This is a genomic window from Streptomyces sp. NPDC046866 (assembly GCF_040704625.1).
Lineage (GTDB): Bacteria > Actinomycetota > Actinomycetes > Streptomycetales > Streptomycetaceae > Streptomyces.
Map to the genome: position 1 here is coordinate 39,302 of NZ_JBEYXN010000022.1, position 16,590 is coordinate 55,891.

Below are 16,590 nucleotides of genomic sequence, written 5' to 3' on the forward strand. Positions count from 1 at the left end.
CAACTCCCCTGGTGGGCGGTCAGGCGAGGGCCCGGTGTGCCCTCTGCAACGCGCGCGCGGTCAGGACACCGGCCAGGTGCCCGAGGTATTCGGCCGAGGTGCCGCGCCCGGGCACGAACAGCTCGCGCGGCTCGGCCCGGAAGGCCGCGAGCACGTCCTGCGTGGTGTACGGGCCCGCGCCCAGCCGGGCTTCGACCCCGCGCAGCCTCAGCGCGCCGGCGGTGGCCCCGGTGACCGCGATGCGCGGCCCGCCGGGGGTCAGCCGGACGGCGACGGCGCACACCGGGTGGCGCGTGGCCCGGTCCGCGGTCTTCTCGAAGGCGGCGGCCGGTCCGGCGGCGGGCACCACCAGGGCGGTGATCAGGGCGCCGCCGGCCCCGGCGGCGGCGAGGCGCTCGGCGGGCAGGGTGCTGCGGCGCCCGCCCGGTCCGGCGAGCTCGACGGCGGCGTCGGCGGCGATGGCCGCGACGGGCAGGTCGGTGGCGCGGCGGCCGCGGACGGCGAGGTTCCCGCCGGCGGTGCCGAGGTTGCGGACCTGGGGGTCGCCGTTGGCGCGGGCGGCCGCGGCGATTTCGGGCGCCTCGGCCAGCAGCAGCGGGCTGGCGGCGAGCTCGGCGAGCGGGGTGAGGGCGCCGATCCGGATGCCGCGGGCGGTGCGCTCGATGCCCCGCAGCCCGGGCAGCCGGCGGACGTCGACGAGCAGGCGGGCGCTCTCCTCCCCGGCGCGCAGCGCGGGCAGCAGGCTCTGCCCGCCGGCCAGCACCCGGGCGCCGGGGCGCCCGGAGAGCAGGGCCAGGGCCTCGGCGAGGTCGGCGGGCCGGACGTAGTCGAAGTCGGTGAGGATCACTGGGCTTCTCCTCGCAGGCGGCGCCAGACCTTCTCGGGCGTGAGCGGCATGTCGATGTGGGTCACTCCGAGGTCGGACAGGGCGTCGACGACCGCGTTGACGACGGCGGCGGCGGGCGGCACGGTGGCGATCTCGCCGGCCCCCTTGGCGCCCAGCGGGTTGTGCGGGGTGGGCGTGACCGTCTTGTCGAGCGTGAAGAACGGGGCGTCCGCGGCGCGCGGCAGGGCGTAGGTGTCGAGGTCGGAGGTGAGCAGGAGGCCCTGCTCGTCGTAGACGGCGGCCTCCATCAGCGCCTGGCCCAGGCCGTGGACGATGCTGCCCTCGATCTGGCCGCGCACGATCGCCGGGTTGCCGATGTTGCCGGCGTCGTCCACGGCGGTGTAGGCCACGACCTCGGTCTCGCCGGTGAGTTCGTCGACCTCGACGACGGCCACGTGCGTGCCGAAGGGGTAGTTGAAGTCCGGCGGGTCGAAGTGGGTGGTCTCGTCCAGGGCGGGCTCGATCTCCGGGGGCAGGCCCCAGCCGTACCACAGGGCCATGGCCAGCTCGGCGAAGGTCTTGGCGTTCTGCGGGTTGCCCTGCTCGTGGACCGCGCCGCCCTCGTAGACCACCCGGTCCTCGTGCACGCCGAGGAGGACGGCGCCGGCCCTGACCAGCTTGTTCTTGATCTTCCGGGCGGTGAGGGCGACCGCGGGCGCGGCCATGCTGTAGGAGCGCGAGCCGTACGTGCCCTGGCCGTACGGGGCCTTCTGGGTGTCGCCCTGGTACACCTGGACGGCGGCGGGGTCGATGCCCAGCTCCTCGGCGGCGACCTGCGCGAAGACGGTGTGGTGGCTCTGCCCGGTGGAGGCGGAGCCGACCGTGACGGCGACCTCGCCGGTGGGGTGCACGCGGATGTTGGCGCTCTCCCAGGTGCCGCCCAGCATGCCCTCCTTGGACATGCGGGTGGAGGGGCCGACCCCGCACACGGCGACGTACGTGGCCAGGCCGACGCCGAGGCGCTTGCCGCGGGCGCGGGCCTCGGCCTTGCGGGCGGGCATGTCCGCGTAGCCGGCCAGCTCCAGGGCCCGGTCGAAGTTGACCCGGTAGTCGCCGGAGTCGTAGGTCCAGCCCAGGCCGTTGTCGTACGGGAACTTCTCCTTCGGCACCAGGTTCCGGCGCCGGACCTCCGCCGGGTCCATGCCGATCTCCCCGGCGTACCGGTCGACGAGGCGCTCCATGAGGAACGCGGCCTCGGCGCGCCCGCTGCCGCGCTGGGCGCCGAGCGGGACGGTGTTGGTGAAGGCGGCGTAGACCTCGCAGAACGCGGTGGGGATCTCGTACATCCCGGTGATGGAGCGGCCCATCAGGGCGGTGGCCACGCCGGGGCCGATGGTGGAGGGGTACGCGCCGAGGTTGGCGTAGCTGGTGCAGCGCACGGCGGTGATGCGGCCGTCGCGGGTGCCGGCGAGGACGACGTGCTGGCGGTGGTCGCGGCCCTGGACGGTGGAGTTCATCAGCCCGGTGCGGGTGTCGACCCATTTCACGGGGCGGCGCAGGGCCTTGGACAGCAGCAGGACCAGCGCCATGTCGGGGTAGAGGTAGCCCTTGGTGCCGAAGCTGCCGCCGACGGTCGGGGCGATCACCCTGAGCTTGTTGAAGGGGATGCCGAGGACCAGCGCGGACAGCAGGAAGCGGTGGTTGTGCGGGCCCTGGGTGGAGGCGTACAGGGTGTACTCGCCGGTGGCCGCGTCGTAGTCGCCGACCGCGCCGCGCGGCTCGATGGGGCTGTTGATGGTGCGCTGGTTGACGAGGTCGAGCTCGACGGTGACCTCGGCCCGGGCGATGGCCGCGTCGGTGCGGTCCTTGTCGCCGCAGGTCCAGTACGCGTTCAGGTTGCCGGGGACCGCTTCGTGGAGCTGCGGGGCGCCGTCGGCGAGGGCGTGGTCGGCGCGGGTGACCACGGGCAGCGGCTCGTAGTCGACGGCGATCGCGGCGAGGGCGGCGGCGGCCTGGTGCGGGGTCTCGGCGACGACCACGGCGATCGGGTCGCCCACGTGCCGGACGGTGTCGCCGCTGAGCACCGGTCGGGCGCCGGGGACCCCGTAGGGGTGGGGCGGGAAGTGGCTCTCGACGCCGCCGGGTATCCAGATGCAGGGCAGCGGCATGACGTCGGCGAAGTCGGCGGCGGTGGCCACCTTGAGCACGCCGGGCAGCTGCTCGGCGGCCTTGGTCTCGATGGACAGGATCCGGGCGTGGGCGACCGGGCTGCCGAGGATGGCCATGTGGGCGGTGCCGGGCAGGTCGATGTCGGCGACGTACCTGGCCTCGCCGCGCAGGAGCTGCGGGGCCTCGCGGCTGTCGAGGGGGGCACCGAGCACGCGCGGGGCCGCCGTCGGGGTGCTCTCCCCCGTCACTGCGGTCATGTCCTCACCCCTCCTGGCCGGACGCGGCGTCGGGGGCGGCGGCGCAGGCGCGCTGCACTCCGCGGACGACGCTGTGGTAGCCGGTGCAGCGGCACAGGTTGCCGGTGAGCCACTCGCGGATCTCGGGCTCGGTGGGGGCCTCGCGGCCGGCGGCGGCCTCGACGAGCTCGCCGAGGGCCATGACCATGCCGGGCGTGCAGAAGCCGCACTGGGTGCCGTGCTCCTGGCGCAGGGCCTCCTGCAGTCCGGTGAGTTCGCCGCCCCGCTCGGTGACGCCCTCGATGGTCGTCACCCGGGAGCCGGCGGCCGAGGCGGTCAGGACCAGGCAGCTCTTGACGGACCGGCCGTCGAGCCGGACCACGCAGGAGCCGCACCGGCCGGTGTCGCAGCCGACCTTGGTGCCGGTCAGGCCCAGGCCGTCGCGGAGCCGTTCCACGAGCAGTTCGTTCGGCCGGGCCGCGAACCGCTCGGGTCTTCCGTTCACGTTCAGTGAGAGATCCATGCCTGCGCCTGCGCTTCCGTGAGCGGACGGTTGTAAAGGGGCCCGCCGGGCTGCTGGAGAAGGGCCCCGGCATGCAGCGAACCGGTGTCCACGGGGGCGAATCCGAGATCCGCGATGATTCCCGCGACGATTTCCTTCGCTTTCTCGTCGTCGCCCGCCGTGAAATGGGCCAGGCGCTCGCCCGGCCGGGTGCCGGCGACGGCGAGGGTGGCGAAATGCATGGTGTTCAGGGATTTCACCACCCTCGCGCCGGGATACCACTCGGCGACGAGTTCGCTGGAGGTACGCCCGCCGAACTCGGCGGGGTTTCCGGGGCCGTTGAAGGCGTTGGTGGCGTCCACCAGCACCCGGTCCCGGACGAGCTCCGGCGGCAGCAGCCCCCGGACGCTCGCGAAGGGCACCATCAGCACCAGGGGTTCGGCCTGCTCGGCGACCTCGGCGGGGTGCGCCGCCGAGGCCGCCGGGCCCAGTTCGGCCAGCAGCGGGCCGATGGACTGCGGGCCGCGGGCGTTGGCCAATAAGACCTCGTGGCCCGAGGCCACCAGGATCCGTGCGAGGGTGGAGCCGATCCGCCCGGTGCCGATGATGCCTGTGCGCATGTGCCGCTCCTCGTTCTGGTCGTCGGTGAACCGGGGGCCGCCGGGCCGCGGGGCCCGGCGGTCCGTCGCCGTCAGTCCATGCCGATCCAGACCGACTTGGTCTGGGTGTAGCTCTCGAGGGATTCCGGTCCGCATTCGCGGCCGTAGCCGGAGGCCTTGTAGCCGCCGTAGGGCACCGAGGGGTCGTACTGGTTGTAGCAGTTGACCCAGACGGTGCCGGCCTTGATCTGGGAGGCGACGCGGTGGGCGCGCCGCAGGTCCTTGGTGTGGACGCCGGCCGCGAGGCCGTAGGCGCTGTCGTTGGCGATGCGGATGGCGTCTTCCTCGGTGTCGAAGGGGATGATCGACAGGACCGGGCCGAAGATCTCCTCCTGGGCGATGCGCATGGAGTTGTCCACGCCCGTGAAGACGGTCGGCAGGAAGTACAGGCCCTGGCTGGAGGCCCCTTCGGGGGTCCAGCCGGTGCCGCCGGTGCGCAGCACGGCGCCTTCCTTCTCGCCGATCTCGATGTACGAGCTGACCTTCTCGAACTGGCCGCGGTGGGCCAGCGGTCCGAAGAGGGTCTCGGGGTCGCGCGGGTCGCCGGGCTTGAGGGCGGCGGCCCGGCGGACCAGGCGCTCGACCAGTTCGTCGTGGACCGGCCGCTGGAGCAGCAGCCGGGAGCCGGCGGTGCAGATCTCGCCCTTGTTGTAGTAGATGCCGAAGAAGGCGAGTTCCTCGGCGGCGTCGAGGTCGGCGTCGGCGAAGACGATGTTGGCGGACTTGCCGCCGAGCTCCATCGTGACCTTCTTCAGGGTGCCGGCCGACTTGCGGATGATCGACTGGCCGACGGCGGTGGAGCCGGTGAAGGCGATCTTGTCGATGCCGGGGTGGTCGGTGAGGGTCTCGCCGAGCTCCACGCCGGGACCGGTGATCACGTTGAGGACCCCGTCCGGGATCTCCGCCTCCTGGAACAGCTCCGCGATCTTCAGGGCGGTGAGCGGGGTGGCCGGGGAGGGTTTGTGGACGACCGTGTTCCCCGCCGCCAGGGCCGGGGCGATCTTCGTCATCGACAGCAGCAGCGGGAAGTTGAAGGGCGTGATCGCGCAGACCACGCCGAGCGGCTCGCGCAGCGTGTACGCGAGCTGCCCGCCGGCCGGTGCCCGGGAGGAGCCGTCGACGCGGGTGACGGCTCCGGCGTAGTAGTGCATGAGCTGCGCGGCCATGGGGGCGTCGACCGTGCTGGAGAAGGCGAACGGCTTGCCCATGTCCACCGTCTCCAGCAGGGCGATCTCCTCCAGGTCGCGCTCGATCAGCTCCCCGACCCGGTTCAGCCGCAGGGCGCGCTCCTGGGCGGACAGTCTGCTCCAGGGACCCTCCTCGTACGCCGCGCGGGCGGCGGCCACGGCCGCGTCCGCGTCGGCCGCGGTGGCCTGGGCCACCGGCACGATCTCCTGTCCGTCCACGGGACTGATGTCCGGCTCGGTCCGGCCGTCACGGGCCGGTACCCACGTGCCGCCGATGAACAGCTTCCCGGGGTTGGCCAAGGGCTGGTCGCTGAGCGCGCGCTTGGTCATGGCTGCCTTCCGGTGTCGGATGCGGGGGTGCTAGCCCTTGGCGAGCTCCTGCAGGAACGTCTCGGCCAGGGCCTTGGAGGAGTACGGGTTCTGGCCCGTGGTGAGCCTGCGGTCGACGACCACGTGCGAGTCCCAGATCTCCTCGGCCTTCTCGTAGCGGGCGCCGAGCCGGGTGAGCTCGGCCTCGAGGATCAGCGGGAGCCGGCCGGCCATGTTGGTGACGAGCTCCTCGTCGTGCGAGAACGCCGTCATCCGGTAGCCCTCGAACGGCCAGCGGCCCTCCCCGTCGCGCAGGGCGAGGAGCGCGGTGTGGCCGTGGCAGACCGTGGCCAGCGGTTTGTCCTGGGCGATGGCCCAGCGCAGGACCTGGGCGAGCTCGTCGGACTTGGGCAGGTCGCCGATGGCTCCGTGGCCGCCGCTGACGTAGATGCCGTCGTAGCCGGCGATGTCCTTCTCGCCCAGGGACTCCACGGCGATCGGGTGCTTGAGCTGGGGGGTGTTCTCGATGACTCTCACGTACTCGGCGGCGTTGGCTTCGTCCTCGTCCGGTGAGCCCTGGGGGCGGACGTACCGGAGGTTGGCGGGGTCGATGCTGGTCAGGTCGACGGTGGGGGCCTGGCCCCCGACCGTCGCCACGTCCACGGTGTGGCCCGCGGCCGTGAACAGCGTGTAGGGGACCACGAATTCCTCGGCCCAGAATCCCGAGGGGTGCTGTTCGCCGTCCAGCAGGTGGAGGGTCGCCTTGGCCGTCATGACGACGAGAATCTTCATGACTTATTTCTCCTTGTTCAGGAATCGCTGCCGATTCAACACGCCGCTCGGCGGAGGGCGTAAGGGGGGAGCGTCAGGCGCGCGATACTTCGTCACGTGCATCCAACGCAGAGATGATGGTGCGGAATTCACCGACCAGGGGGTGGTCGGGATGGGCTTCGGCGAATATGCGTTCGCCGTACAGGGCGGCCATTTCCGGCACGTACGGGAGGATCCCGGCCAAGGGGGCGCCGTACACCTCCTGCGCTCGCCGGCCGGCCGCGTCCGGGTCGACGCCCACCGGCGCCATGCTCAGCACCAGCGTCCGCCGACAGGGCAGCCGCCCGGCGAGGGCGATGGTCTCCTCGACCCCGGAGAGGTCGATGCAGTCCGCCCGTGCCATGATCACCAGCACGTCGGCGCTGGCCATGGCCGCCACCGACTCGTTGTTCAGCCCTGCATGCGTGTCCAGGAGCAGGACGTCGAGCGCGTGGTGCGCGGCCAGCCGCTCGAAGCCCTCGGGCAGCAGTCCGACGTCGTAGCCGCTCGCCATGATCTCGCGCAGGGCCGCGGTGCCGGTCCGGGCGGGCACCACGTACAGCCCGGGCAGCCGGACCTGCTGGGCCGCGGCCTCGATCTCGCAGCGCCCGAGCAGGTAGTCGGCCAGGGAGGGGCCCGGGCCGAGCCGGAAGAGCAGGTCGAGGGTGGGCGACTGGATGTCGGTGTCGACCACCCCCACCCGGCGCCCCGCGCCCGCGATCAGCAGGGCGAGGTTGGCCAGGACGGACGATTTCCCGGTGCCGCCGCGGTGCGAGTGCACCACGACCGTCCGGGCCATCAGGCCACCGCCGTACGGTCCGCGCGCCCGGCGCGGTCCGCTGCGGGCCGGTCGCCGTGCGGCCCCCGCGCCGCACGTGGCCGGTGCAGGGCCAGCATCGTGACGTCGTCGTGCTGTTCGGCCGTGCCGGTGTGCTCGCGCACCGCGGTGTCCATACGGTCGACCACCTCACTGCCGCTCCCCGGTGGGCCGGAGAGCAGCTCCAGCATGCGCGCGTCCCCGAGGAAGGTGCCGTCGGGGCAGCGGGCCTCCGGCACTCCGTCGGTGAACACGAAGAGGGTGTCGCCGTGGTTGAGCTGGGCGTACCCGAGGGTGTAGACGCAGTCGGGCAGCACCCCCACGGCGGGTCCGGTGACGTCCAGGGCCTGTGGTTCCCCGCCGTCGCCGCGCAGCAGCAGCGGCGGGTTGTGGCCCCCGTTGATGTACACGAGGCTTCCGGTCTGCGGGTCGAGGACCCCGAAGAACAGGGTGGCGAAGTAGCCCTGCCGCAGGTGGTTGCGGGTGAGGTAGCCGTTGGTGGCGGTGACGGCGTTGAGCAGGGGGGTGGCCCCCACCACCGGGATGCGCCGGCTGCCGCCGGCCCGGCCCGCGGCCACGAGGTGCTGCAGTCCGCTGTTCTCCGCGGTGTGCCGCAGCAGCGAGCGGATCAGCGCCATGAACAGGGCGGCGCCGACGCCCTTGTCGCAGACGTCGGCGACGACGAAGGCCAGTCTGCGCCCGCGGGAGATCTCGAAGACGTCGTAGAAGTCCCCCGCGACCTGCCGGGCCGGCCGGAAGCGGACGTCGATCTCCCAGCCCTCCGGCACCGGCAGCGCGTCGGGCAGGAACCCGGCCTGGATCTCCCGGCCGATCTCCAGCTCCTTCTCGTAGCCCATGAGCTCGGCGCGCGCGTCGGCCTCGCGCAGGGTGCGGCCGAGCCCGGCGCGCTCCGTGCAGCTGTGCAGCCGGGCCGCGACGAGCGCGGGGAGGAAGGGCGGGACGAGGTAGTCGTGGCCGAGCCGGACGTGCTCCTCCAGCGCGGCGAAGGCGGTCACCGTCCACACGACCACCAGGGGCGCCCCGGCCCAGGTGCGCAGCCGGCGCACGGCGAGCCGTACCGCCTCCCCCTCGGTCTCGGCCGGGGCGAGCAGCACGTCGGCGACGGGCAGCGCGTCCAGGGGGCCGCTCAGCAGGTCCCGCAGCGTGCGGCCGACGAGCTCCGCGTCCATCCGGCGCAGCGCGTCGAGCAGTTCGAGCGGCGGCGGGTACTCGTCGAGGATGATCACGGTTGTGGAGGGCATGCGTCCGTCCCCTCGGCTGTGACGGTGAGGGTGCTGATGTTGCGGCCGTCCCTGCGTACGTAGCGGAACTCGTCCACGCTGGTCAGCGCCAGGTGAATGCCGAGCCCGCCGATCCTGCGCCGCTCGGGGGGAGTCCCGGCGGCGGGCGGGAGGCGGCCTGCGACGGGGTCGAACGCGGGTGCCCGGTCCGTGAGGACGATCTGCACCCGGCCGGGACCGGAGCGGCCCCGGACGGTGATCCGTCCGCGGCCGCCCCGGTAGCCGTGCATCACGATGTTCGTGGCCAGCTCGTCCACGGCCAGCCGGATCCGGTACGAGGCCCTCTTGTCCAGGCCCGCCCGGCCGGCCAGCCGCAGCACGAACGCGGCGATCTCGCCCAGTGCCCCCAGCGTGGCGGGCACCTCCAGCTCGGCGGGCGCCTCCGGCCAGGAGGGCGCCGCCGCTTCGGCCAGGTCGCGCAGTGAGTCGGCCATCGGCCTTACTCGTCCGAGAGCACGATGCTGCGGTCGAGTCCGGCGGTGCGGATCGTCCGGGAGACGGGCTCGATCGCGCCGACGACCTTGATGGTGACGTGGTCGGCGACCTTCTGCTGGGCGAAGACCAGGGACCGCAGCCCGGCACTGGCCATGTAGCCGACGCCGGCCATCCTGATCTCGACGGTGCCGGTGCCGTGCCCGGCGGCCTTCTCGATGGTCTGGTGGAAGTCCGGGGCCGTCTTGGCGTCCAGCTCGCCCGCCAGCTCGATGACGGTGGTGTCGCCCTCGATGCTCAGGGACACGGAAAGCGGCATGTCAGGTCTCCTTGTCGGGGTCGGGCGTACGGCCGACCAGGATCACGACCGAGCGCGGACCGATCAGGTACTTGCCTGCGTTGTCCAGTTCGGGCTCTGTGCCCGGGGTGCGGATGTCGTGCGGGGCCTCGGCCCCGGTGTCCGCGAACAGGTGCCAGCTGCGCCCGTGGGGCAGGGCCGGCAGCTCCAGGTCGTGCGGCTCCCAGTGCGCGTTCATGGCCACGTAGACCACGTCGTCGTCCGAGGTGCCGCAGCGGGCCACGGCCAGCAGCCGGCTCTCGTCGGACCAGTCGGGCTGCCAGGCGCGCTCGCCGTGCCAGCTGATGTCGGGCAGGCCGAGGCTCTCGCGGATCCGCCCGGTGGGGTGGGAGGTGGAGCGCAGTTCCCGGTGGCGGCCCCGGAAGGCGATCATCTCCCGGGTGAACCGGAGCAGTTCGGCGTTGTCGTCGACCTGCTCCCAGTCGAACCAGGAGAGCTCGTTGTCCTGGCAGTAGGTGTTGTTGTTGCCCTGCTGGGTGCGCGCGACCTCGTCGCCGGCCAGCAGCATCGGGATGCCCTGGCTGGTGAGGAGGATGGCCAGGGCGTTCTTCATCTGCCGCAGCCGCAGCGCGTTGACCTCGGGGTCGTCGGTCGGTCCCTCGACCCCGCAGTTCCAGCTGTTGTTGTCGTTGGCCCCGTCGTTGTTGCCCTCGCCGTTCGCCTCGTTGTGCTTGTCGTTGTACGAGACGAGGTCGGCCAGGGTGAACCCGTCGTGGGCGGTGAGGAAGTTGACCGAGGCGGCGGTGCCGCGGCTCGCGTAGAGGTCGGGCGAGCCGGCGATGCGGGTGGCGAGCTCGCCGGTCACCCCGGCGTCGCCCTTGAGGAAGCGGCGCACGGTGTCGCGGTACTTGCCGTTCCACTCCGCCCAGCGGCCGTACGCCGGGAAGTTGCCGACCTCGTACAGGCCGCCCGCGTCCCAGGCCTCCGCGATGAGCTTGGTGTGCCGCAGGACGGGGTCGTAGGCGAGCATCTCCAGCAGCGGCGGGTTGGGCAGCGGGGTGCCGTCCGGGGACCGGCCGAGGATGGCCGCGAGGTCGAAGCGGAAGCCGTCGACGTGGTAGTCGGCGACCCAGTGGCGCAGGCAGTCGAGCACGTAGTTGCGCACGACGGGGTGGTTGCAGTTGACGGTGTTGCCCGTGCCGCTGAAGTTGAAGTAGTACCCCTCGGGCGTGAGCATGTAGTACGTGGCGTTGTCCAGGCCCTTGAAGGAGATCGTGGGGCCCTGCTCGTTGCCCTCGGCGGTGTGGTTGAAGACCACGTCGAGGATGACCTCGATGCCGGCCGCGTGCAGGTCCTTGATCAGGGTGCGGAACTCGTCGCCCTGCATCCCGTAGCGTCCGGTGGCCGCGTAGCCGGCCTTCGGCGCGAAGAACGAGACGGTGTTGTAGCCCCAGTAGTCGAAGAGCCGCTCGCCCGTCTCCGGGTTGGTCCGCGGGTTGTCGCTCTCGTCGAACTCGAACACCGGGAGCAGTTCGATGCAGTTGACCCCGAGCTCCTTCAGGTACGGGATCTTCTCCCGCAGCCCGGCGAAGGTGCCGGGGGCGGTGACCTGCGAGGACGGGTGGCGGGTGAAGCCGCGCACATGGGCCTCGTAGATCACGAGGTCCTCGGCGGGCAGCCCCAGCGGCGTGTCGTCGCCCCAGTCGAAGTCCTGCAGGCAGACGCGGGAGCGGTACTGGTAGCCGCGGCTGCGGTCCGGCTCCACGCCCCACACGTCGCGGCCGGCGATCAGCCGGGCGTAGGGGTCGGAGAGGACCTGGCGGGCGTCGAAGCGGTGCCCGCTGACGGGGTCGAAGGGACCGTCGGCCCGGTAGCCGTACTCGATGTTCTCGTGGTCGAGGCCGAAGACCGTCATGGCGAAGACGCTGCCGGTGCGGAATTCCTCGGGGAACTCCAGTTCGGCCATCGGCTCGGGCTCTCCGCGCTTGTAGATGACCAGGGTCATGGAGGTGGCCTGGTCGGAGTAGACGGAGAAGCTGACCCCGCCGGGGACCACGTTGGCCCCGAACGGGAAGGGCTTGCCTGCGCGGACGCGGTACCCGCCCACTTCGTGGGTCGGGTACGCGTCCACCCGCAGGACCTGCTCGGGTGCGGTCTCGGTCATCGGGCGACCGCGCTCTTCACTGCGGTCCTGCCCCCGGCCTTCGCCTTGGCCTCGGCCTGGGCCGCCTCGCCGGTCGCGAAGAAGTCGAGGAAGCCGGTGGCGGACATCACGAACCGGACCTCCTCGCTCACCCCGTACAGGGTGACGGCGACACCGGCGTGCTGGGCCTCGCGGTAGACCACCAGCAGCGTGCGCAGGCCCGCGCTGGAGACGTACGTGACGGCCGTCAGGTCGATGCGCAGCGGCCGGCCCTCGCGGACCAGCGGCAGCAGCGTGGCCAGCAGCTGCGGCGAGGTCTCGCTGTTGATCTCGCCGGTGGCGACGACCACGGTGGCCGCCTTGTTCCGGCGTTCCTTCACGTTGAGAGTCATTGCTTGCTTTCCCCTTCTGTCGGGGCGCCCCCCGTTGAGCGCTATGACGTCACCGGCCGGAGCCGGACCTTGACCTTGACCCGCCCCTGGACGTCGGGGAGCCGGACGGTGAGGCCGTCGGCGTCGAAGTCCCGGTACGGCTTCTCGTCGATCTCGACGGACGCGATCCGCACCGAGCCCGCGGGCAGCAGGTCGGGCGAGACGCGCAGCACGCGTTCGGGCAGGTCGGTCGGGTCGGGCTTGAAGTGGAAGTCCATCTCGCGGCCGTTGATGAGCAGGTTGTTGTAGACGGCGGCCAGGTAGCACAGCTCCGCCGAGTGGTACATGGACATCGAGTGGCTGCCCTTGAGCCGCTCGGTGCCGAGCAGGTACGGCATCCCGCTGGCCAGCACGTTGAAGTAGACCGCTCCCTCGTCGTGGTCGAGGAAGAAGGTGTTGTAGAAGGCCTCGGCCTGGCGGGCCTCCTTCAGGAAGTCCGCGCCGCCGACGGTGCCGCCCAGGATGAGGTAGGCGAGGATCGCCTGCTCCTGCTGCCACCAGGCCTTGCGGTCGTGCCAGGCGAAACGGTACGCCTCCTGGTCGCCCTCCTTCAGCCGCTCGACGACGTCGTACCAGCCGCCGCGCTGCCGGTCGGAGCCGACCGGCGGCATGATCTCGCCGATCTTCTTCGCCAGCTCCGAGTAGGCCGGCTTCGCCTTCAGCGAGTTCATCCGCATGAGGTTCCAGGCGATCTTCAGGTTGTGGCCGACGACCGCGCGGTTCTGCTGCCAGCTGTGCCCGGTGTCGTGGGACCAGTCGCGGAAGAAGCGCTCCTGGACGAACGGGCTGTTCTTGTAGTCCGGGAACTTGTCCGCGATGGTGTCGAAGGTGTACTCGAGGAAGTCGGCGTAGCGCTGCTCGCCCGTCGCCAGGTACAGGTTGATCAGGTAGGCGGGCGCGTGGTCGCCGACGGAGTTCCAGTTCTTGCGCTCGGCGTTCTCGCCGAGGGACTCGTGGTCCGGGCTGAACAGGATCGGGTCGATGTGCGAGAAGTAGCCGCCCTGCTCGCGGTCGAGGAAGAACTTGTCGAACAGCCGGATGGTGGCGTCGGCGTCGTTCTTGATCCGGACGTCGCCGGTGATCCGATAGGTCTGGATCGGGCCGGCGAGGGCGTAGATCTGCTCGTACATCGGGATCGCGTCGTAGTCGTCGGAGAACTCCGAGGTGAACAGCTTGCGCTCGCTGTCGCCGTCGACGCTGATGCCGTGGTACCAGTAGACGACGTCCTCCTCGCTGTCGACGACCCGCATGTGCTTGCGCAGGTACTCGGTGCCGCGCTCGGCGACCTCCAGGTACTCGTCCTTGCCGGTCAGCAGGTAGGCCGAGGCCATGCCGTAGACGAGGCGGGAGATGGTGTCGGTCTCCTGGACGTGGCTGGCGGTCTTGTCGCCGCCGAGGCGGATCTCGGTGCGGTACTCGGCGAAGTCCACGGGACCGTCGCCGAACTGGGCGCGCCGGTAGAAGTCGGCGAGGGACTCGATCTGGCGGACCCACCAGCCGGCCTCCTCGAAGCGCCAGTCCTCCGCGCCGCGGCCCAGGAAGACCAGGCGCTTGGCGTCGAAGCGGCCGCCGTGCTCGGGGTAGTGGATGCCGTAGACGAAGAGGAAGCGGCCCGGGGAGAGCATCTCGTCGATGTGCCCGGAGGCGTCGATGTAGGGCTCGTCCAGGTTGCGGACCAGCTCGGCGCTGGGCCCGGAGGCGAGGGAGACGTCGAACTCACGGCCGTCGGCGGTCTTCAGCCGCAGCACGCGGGACTCGGAGTCGAAGCGTCCGACATAGCCCGCGATCGTGTCGGAGAAGGAGAAGCTCACGGCGTCCGCCATGTCATGCACCGTCCTTGTCGTGAGAGCGGTCGTCCTCGAATCCCTGGCTGACCTCGACGATCACCCCGTCGGGATCGCGGACCCACACGGTCCGCCAGCCGCAGATGAAGTCGTCGAAGTCCAGCGGCCCCAGGGTCACTTCTGCCGCGTCGCCCAGTTCGGCCAGGAACGCGTCCACGCTGTCGGTCTGGAAGGCCAGGTGGCGCATCCGGCCCGGGGCCGCCGGGCCGTCGTCGTGCGCCGGGCGGGCCGGCTCGGCGTCGGAGGCGAAGAGCTCCAGGTACGCGTCCCCCTTGCGCAGGAACACGATCTGGGACTCGCCGAGGTCGACGACGCGGGCGCGGGCGAAGCCGAAGTGGCGGGTGTAGAAGTCCTCCGTGGTCTTCTGGTCCCGGCAGTTCAGGCCCACGTGGGACCAGGCCGTCCGCGGCATCAGTCGGCCCTCCGCCCCCGCCCGGAGGCGAGCAGCTCGATGATCCGGCGGGCGAAGAGGTGGTGGTGGGCGCCGGTGCGGCCGGTGACCAGGTCGCCGTCGACGACCACGTCCTCGTCGACGTACTCCGCGCCCATGTTGCGCACGTCGCCGATCAGGTTGTTGTGGCAGACCACCTTGCGGCCGCGGACCCGGTCCGGGATGGAGGAGGCCAGCCACATGCCGTGGCAGATGATCCCCTTCAGGACCGTCGGCTCGTCGAACGCCCGGCGCAGCAGCTCCGTCGCCGGGGCGAGGACGTCGACGTCCTCGGTGTAGCGCAGCCGGTCGGCGACCATGCCCGAGGGCACGACGAGCGCCGCGTACCGGCGCAGCTGCTCGTCGTCCAGCCCCTCCAGGGACTTCGAGACGGTGAACGGGGCCCGGTACTCGTGGCCGCTGAAGGTGAGGGAGTCGTTGCCCCACAGCCGGGTCAGGAAGTCGACCTCGGCGCCCTCCTCGGCGAACCGGCGCTGGTAGTAGAAGATCTCCGGCTCGTAGAAGTCGCTCTCGACCAGGACCGCGATGCGGGTCCCGGTGAGTGCGCCGTCGCGCAGCACGGTGTCAGACACGGCTGGCCCCCTTGAGGAAGTCCGCGGCTCGCTCGGCGATCATCGCGATCGCGGTGTGGCAGTTGCCCGACGGCACCGCCGGCATCACGCTCGCGTCGACCACGCGCAGGTTGCGCACGCCGTGCACCCGAAGTTCCGGGTCGACCACGGCGAGGTCGTCGATGCCCATCCGGCAGGAGCCGGACTGGTGGTGGTAGCTCTCCGACTTCTGCTTGACGAACGTGCGCAGCTCGTCGTCGGTGGCCAGGCCGGGGCCGGGCTGGAGCTCCTGCTTGTACCAGGGCGAGAACGCCGAGGTCGCGAAGATCTCCCGGGCCAGCTTCACGCCCTGGACCATCCGCTCCAGGTCCCACCGGTCGCCCAGGTAGTTCGGGTTGATCAGCGGGTGGGCCAGCGGGTCGGCGCTCGCGAGGCGGATCCAGCCGCGGGAGACGGGCCGTACGACACCCGGCAGGATCGACACCGTGTTGGGGTGGTCCTTGCCGACGATCACGTCGAACGGCACGTGCACGAACGCGATCTGCAGGTCCGGGGCGGGCAGCCCGGGGCGCGAGGAGAGGAACAGCGCACTCTCCGACAGGTTCTGCGCCGGCGGCGGCAGCTCCTGGGTCACCTCCGCCATCAGCCCGGTCAGCACGTGGTTGTGGAAGTTCTCGCCGACGCCGGGCACGGCCGCGGTGACGTCGATGCCGTGCGCCCGCAGGTGATCCGGGTGGCCGATGCCGGAGAGCAGCAGCAGCTTCGGGGACTCGATCGCCCCGGCCGCCACGATCACCTCCCGGCGGGCCCGTACGGTGTGCAGCCCGGGCCCGGGGGCGGTGCTGTGCCCGTCCGCGACCGTCCGGCCGGGGACGGGGGCGGGCGGGGCGAGCTGGACGTACTCCACGCCCGTGCAGGCGTCCCCGTCGAAGAGGAGCCGGGTGCTCTGGGCGCTGGTGCGCAGGGTCAGGTTCGGGCGGGTCAGCGCCGGCTCCAGGTAGGCGGCGAGGGCGCCCTGGCGGCGGCCGTCGGCCACGTCGATGTGGTGCCAGCCGGTACCGAACAGGCCGCGCCGCGGGCCGTCGGTGTTGAAGTCGGCGATCTCCTGGTGGCCGAGCTCCACCGCCGCGTCGATGAAGGCCCGCGACACCGGGTTGGGCCCGTGGCGCCCGGCGTGGGTGATGCGCTGCGGGCCCTTGGTGCCCGTGGTGGGGGCGGTGGCGTCCTCCTGCGCCTCCAGAAGCGCGAAGTACGGCAGCACGTCCTCGTACGCCCAGCCCGCGGCGCCCTGGTAGGCCCAGTTGTCGAAGTCCGAGGCGTGGCCCCGGATGTGCATCATGATGTACAGGTTGCTGCTGCCGCCGGGCGCCTTCCCGCGCGGCTCGTACGTCCGCCGGCCGTCCAGGCCGGGCTGCGGGACGGAGGTGTAGCCCCAGTCGACGGGCCCGCCGAGCAGCTTGTACCAGGAGGACGGGTCGTCCACCTCGGGCGGGATCCGGTCGCCGCCGGCCTCCAGCACCAGGACGGTGGTGTCCGGGTCCTCGCTGAGGCGGTTCGCCAGGACGCTGCCGGCGGTGCCGGAGCCGACGACGACGTAGTCGTACTCATCCGCGGCCATGACGTC

16 protein-coding genes are annotated in these 16,590 nt (G+C 71.7%); all 16 read right to left on the reverse strand.

What is annotated here, in order from left to right; translation table 11 throughout:
• Positions 1–19: 19 nt before the first annotated feature.
• Positions 20–847: an FAD binding domain-containing protein gene (locus AB0953_RS27095; RefSeq protein ID WP_366862180.1), complete on the reverse strand. Its 828-nt coding sequence runs from the start codon at positions 845–847 to the stop codon at positions 20–22.
• Positions 844–3,252, reverse strand: a complete 2,409-nt coding sequence (locus tag AB0953_RS27100) for a xanthine dehydrogenase family protein molybdopterin-binding subunit (protein WP_366862181.1) — start codon at positions 3,250–3,252, stop codon at positions 844–846. Before AB0953_RS27100 ends, AB0953_RS27095 begins: the two co-directional genes overlap by 4 nt.
• Positions 3,253–3,256: 4 nt before the next feature.
• Entirely contained in the window at positions 3,257–3,754 is a 498-nt protein-coding gene (locus tag AB0953_RS27105; RefSeq protein WP_366862182.1) for a (2Fe-2S)-binding protein, read from the reverse strand.
• Positions 3,739–4,353: an NAD(P)-binding domain-containing protein gene (locus AB0953_RS27110; RefSeq protein ID WP_366862183.1), complete on the reverse strand. Its 615-nt coding sequence runs from the start codon at positions 4,351–4,353 to the stop codon at positions 3,739–3,741. The genes AB0953_RS27105 and AB0953_RS27110 overlap by 16 nt, the downstream gene beginning before the upstream one ends.
• A 71-nt stretch (positions 4,354–4,424) precedes the next feature.
• Entirely contained in the window at positions 4,425–5,909 is a 1,485-nt protein-coding gene (locus AB0953_RS27115; RefSeq protein WP_366862184.1) for an aldehyde dehydrogenase family protein, read from the reverse strand.
• A gap of 30 nt (positions 5,910–5,939) precedes the next feature.
• Positions 5,940–6,680, reverse strand: coding sequence for a type 1 glutamine amidotransferase domain-containing protein (locus AB0953_RS27120; protein ID WP_366862185.1), 741 nt, complete (start codon positions 6,678–6,680; stop codon positions 5,940–5,942).
• Between the two features lie 73 nt (positions 6,681–6,753).
• The gene (locus tag AB0953_RS27125; RefSeq protein ID WP_366862186.1) at positions 6,754–7,497 is read right to left on the reverse strand and encodes a MinD/ParA family protein; all 744 of its coding nucleotides are present in this window, start codon (positions 7,495–7,497) and stop codon (positions 6,754–6,756) included.
• Complete coding sequence (locus AB0953_RS27130; protein ID WP_366862187.1) at positions 7,497–8,777, reverse strand: PP2C family protein-serine/threonine phosphatase; 1,281 nt, start codon at positions 8,775–8,777, stop codon at positions 7,497–7,499. Before AB0953_RS27130 ends, AB0953_RS27125 begins: the two co-directional genes overlap by 1 nt.
• Positions 8,759–9,250, reverse strand: a complete 492-nt coding sequence (locus AB0953_RS27135) for an anti-sigma regulatory factor (protein ID WP_366862188.1) — start codon at positions 9,248–9,250, stop codon at positions 8,759–8,761. The genes AB0953_RS27130 and AB0953_RS27135 overlap by 19 nt, the downstream gene beginning before the upstream one ends.
• A gap of 5 nt (positions 9,251–9,255) precedes the next feature.
• Positions 9,256–9,567 (reverse strand): STAS domain-containing protein, encoded by a 312-nt coding sequence (locus AB0953_RS27140; protein ID WP_266668944.1) that lies wholly within the window; start codon positions 9,565–9,567, stop codon positions 9,256–9,258.
• 1 nt (position 9,568) lies between these two features.
• Positions 9,569–11,710: a glycogen debranching protein GlgX gene (gene glgX, locus AB0953_RS27145; RefSeq protein ID WP_366862189.1), complete on the reverse strand. Its 2,142-nt coding sequence runs from the start codon at positions 11,708–11,710 to the stop codon at positions 9,569–9,571.
• Positions 11,707–12,081, reverse strand: coding sequence for an STAS domain-containing protein (locus AB0953_RS27150; RefSeq protein WP_366862190.1), 375 nt, complete (start codon positions 12,079–12,081; stop codon positions 11,707–11,709). Before AB0953_RS27150 ends, glgX begins: the two co-directional genes overlap by 4 nt.
• 41 nt (positions 12,082–12,122) lie before the next feature.
• Positions 12,123–13,943 (reverse strand): AGE family epimerase/isomerase, encoded by a 1,821-nt coding sequence (locus AB0953_RS27155; protein ID WP_366862191.1) that lies wholly within the window; start codon positions 13,941–13,943, stop codon positions 12,123–12,125.
• A 1-nt stretch (position 13,944) separates the two neighbouring features.
• Entirely contained in the window at positions 13,945–14,376 is a 432-nt protein-coding gene (locus AB0953_RS27160; RefSeq protein ID WP_366862192.1) for a VOC family protein, read from the reverse strand.
• On the reverse strand, positions 14,376–14,987 hold the full coding sequence (locus tag AB0953_RS27165) for a DJ-1/PfpI family protein (RefSeq protein ID WP_366862193.1): 612 nt from the start codon (positions 14,985–14,987) through the stop codon (positions 14,376–14,378). Before AB0953_RS27165 ends, AB0953_RS27160 begins: the two co-directional genes overlap by 1 nt.
• Complete coding sequence (locus AB0953_RS27170) at positions 14,980–16,584, reverse strand: GMC oxidoreductase (RefSeq protein WP_366862194.1); 1,605 nt, start codon at positions 16,582–16,584, stop codon at positions 14,980–14,982. The genes AB0953_RS27165 and AB0953_RS27170 overlap by 8 nt, the downstream gene beginning before the upstream one ends.
• Between the last annotated feature and the right edge of the window lie 6 nt (positions 16,585–16,590).

What these genes read in the sequence shown, in the direction of transcription:
- AB0953_RS27150 (WP_366862190.1), bottom strand. Translation starts at nt 12,081, where the DNA reads ATGACTCTCAACGTGAAGGAACGCCGGAACAAGGCGGCCACCGTGGTC.
- AB0953_RS27100 (WP_366862181.1), bottom strand. Translation starts at nt 3,252, where the DNA reads ATGACCGCAGTGACGGGGGAGAGCACCCCGACGGCGGCCCCGCGCGTG.
- glgX (WP_366862189.1), bottom strand. Translation starts at nt 11,710, where the DNA reads ATGACCGAGACCGCACCCGAGCAGGTCCTGCGGGTGGACGCGTACCCG.
- AB0953_RS27135 (WP_366862188.1), bottom strand. Translation starts at nt 9,250, where the DNA reads ATGGCCGACTCACTGCGCGACCTGGCCGAAGCGGCGGCGCCCTCCTGG.
- AB0953_RS27110 (WP_366862183.1), bottom strand. Translation starts at nt 4,353, where the DNA reads ATGCGCACAGGCATCATCGGCACCGGGCGGATCGGCTCCACCCTCGCA.
- AB0953_RS27155 (WP_366862191.1), bottom strand. Translation starts at nt 13,943, where the DNA reads ATGGCGGACGCCGTGAGCTTCTCCTTCTCCGACACGATCGCGGGCTAT.
- AB0953_RS27120 (WP_366862185.1), bottom strand. Translation starts at nt 6,680, where the DNA reads ATGAAGATTCTCGTCGTCATGACGGCCAAGGCGACCCTCCACCTGCTG.
- AB0953_RS27130 (WP_366862187.1), bottom strand. Translation starts at nt 8,777, where the DNA reads ATGCCCTCCACAACCGTGATCATCCTCGACGAGTACCCGCCGCCGCTC.
- AB0953_RS27105 (WP_366862182.1), bottom strand. Translation starts at nt 3,754, where the DNA reads ATGGATCTCTCACTGAACGTGAACGGAAGACCCGAGCGGTTCGCGGCC.
- AB0953_RS27140 (WP_266668944.1), bottom strand. Translation starts at nt 9,567, where the DNA reads ATGCCGCTTTCCGTGTCCCTGAGCATCGAGGGCGACACCACCGTCATC.
- AB0953_RS27170 (WP_366862194.1), bottom strand. Translation starts at nt 16,584, where the DNA reads ATGGCCGCGGATGAGTACGACTACGTCGTCGTCGGCTCCGGCACCGCC.
- AB0953_RS27125 (WP_366862186.1), bottom strand. Translation starts at nt 7,497, where the DNA reads ATGGCCCGGACGGTCGTGGTGCACTCGCACCGCGGCGGCACCGGGAAA.
- AB0953_RS27115 (WP_366862184.1), bottom strand. Translation starts at nt 5,909, where the DNA reads ATGACCAAGCGCGCGCTCAGCGACCAGCCCTTGGCCAACCCCGGGAAG.
- AB0953_RS27160 (WP_366862192.1), bottom strand. Translation starts at nt 14,376, where the DNA reads ATGCCGCGGACGGCCTGGTCCCACGTGGGCCTGAACTGCCGGGACCAG.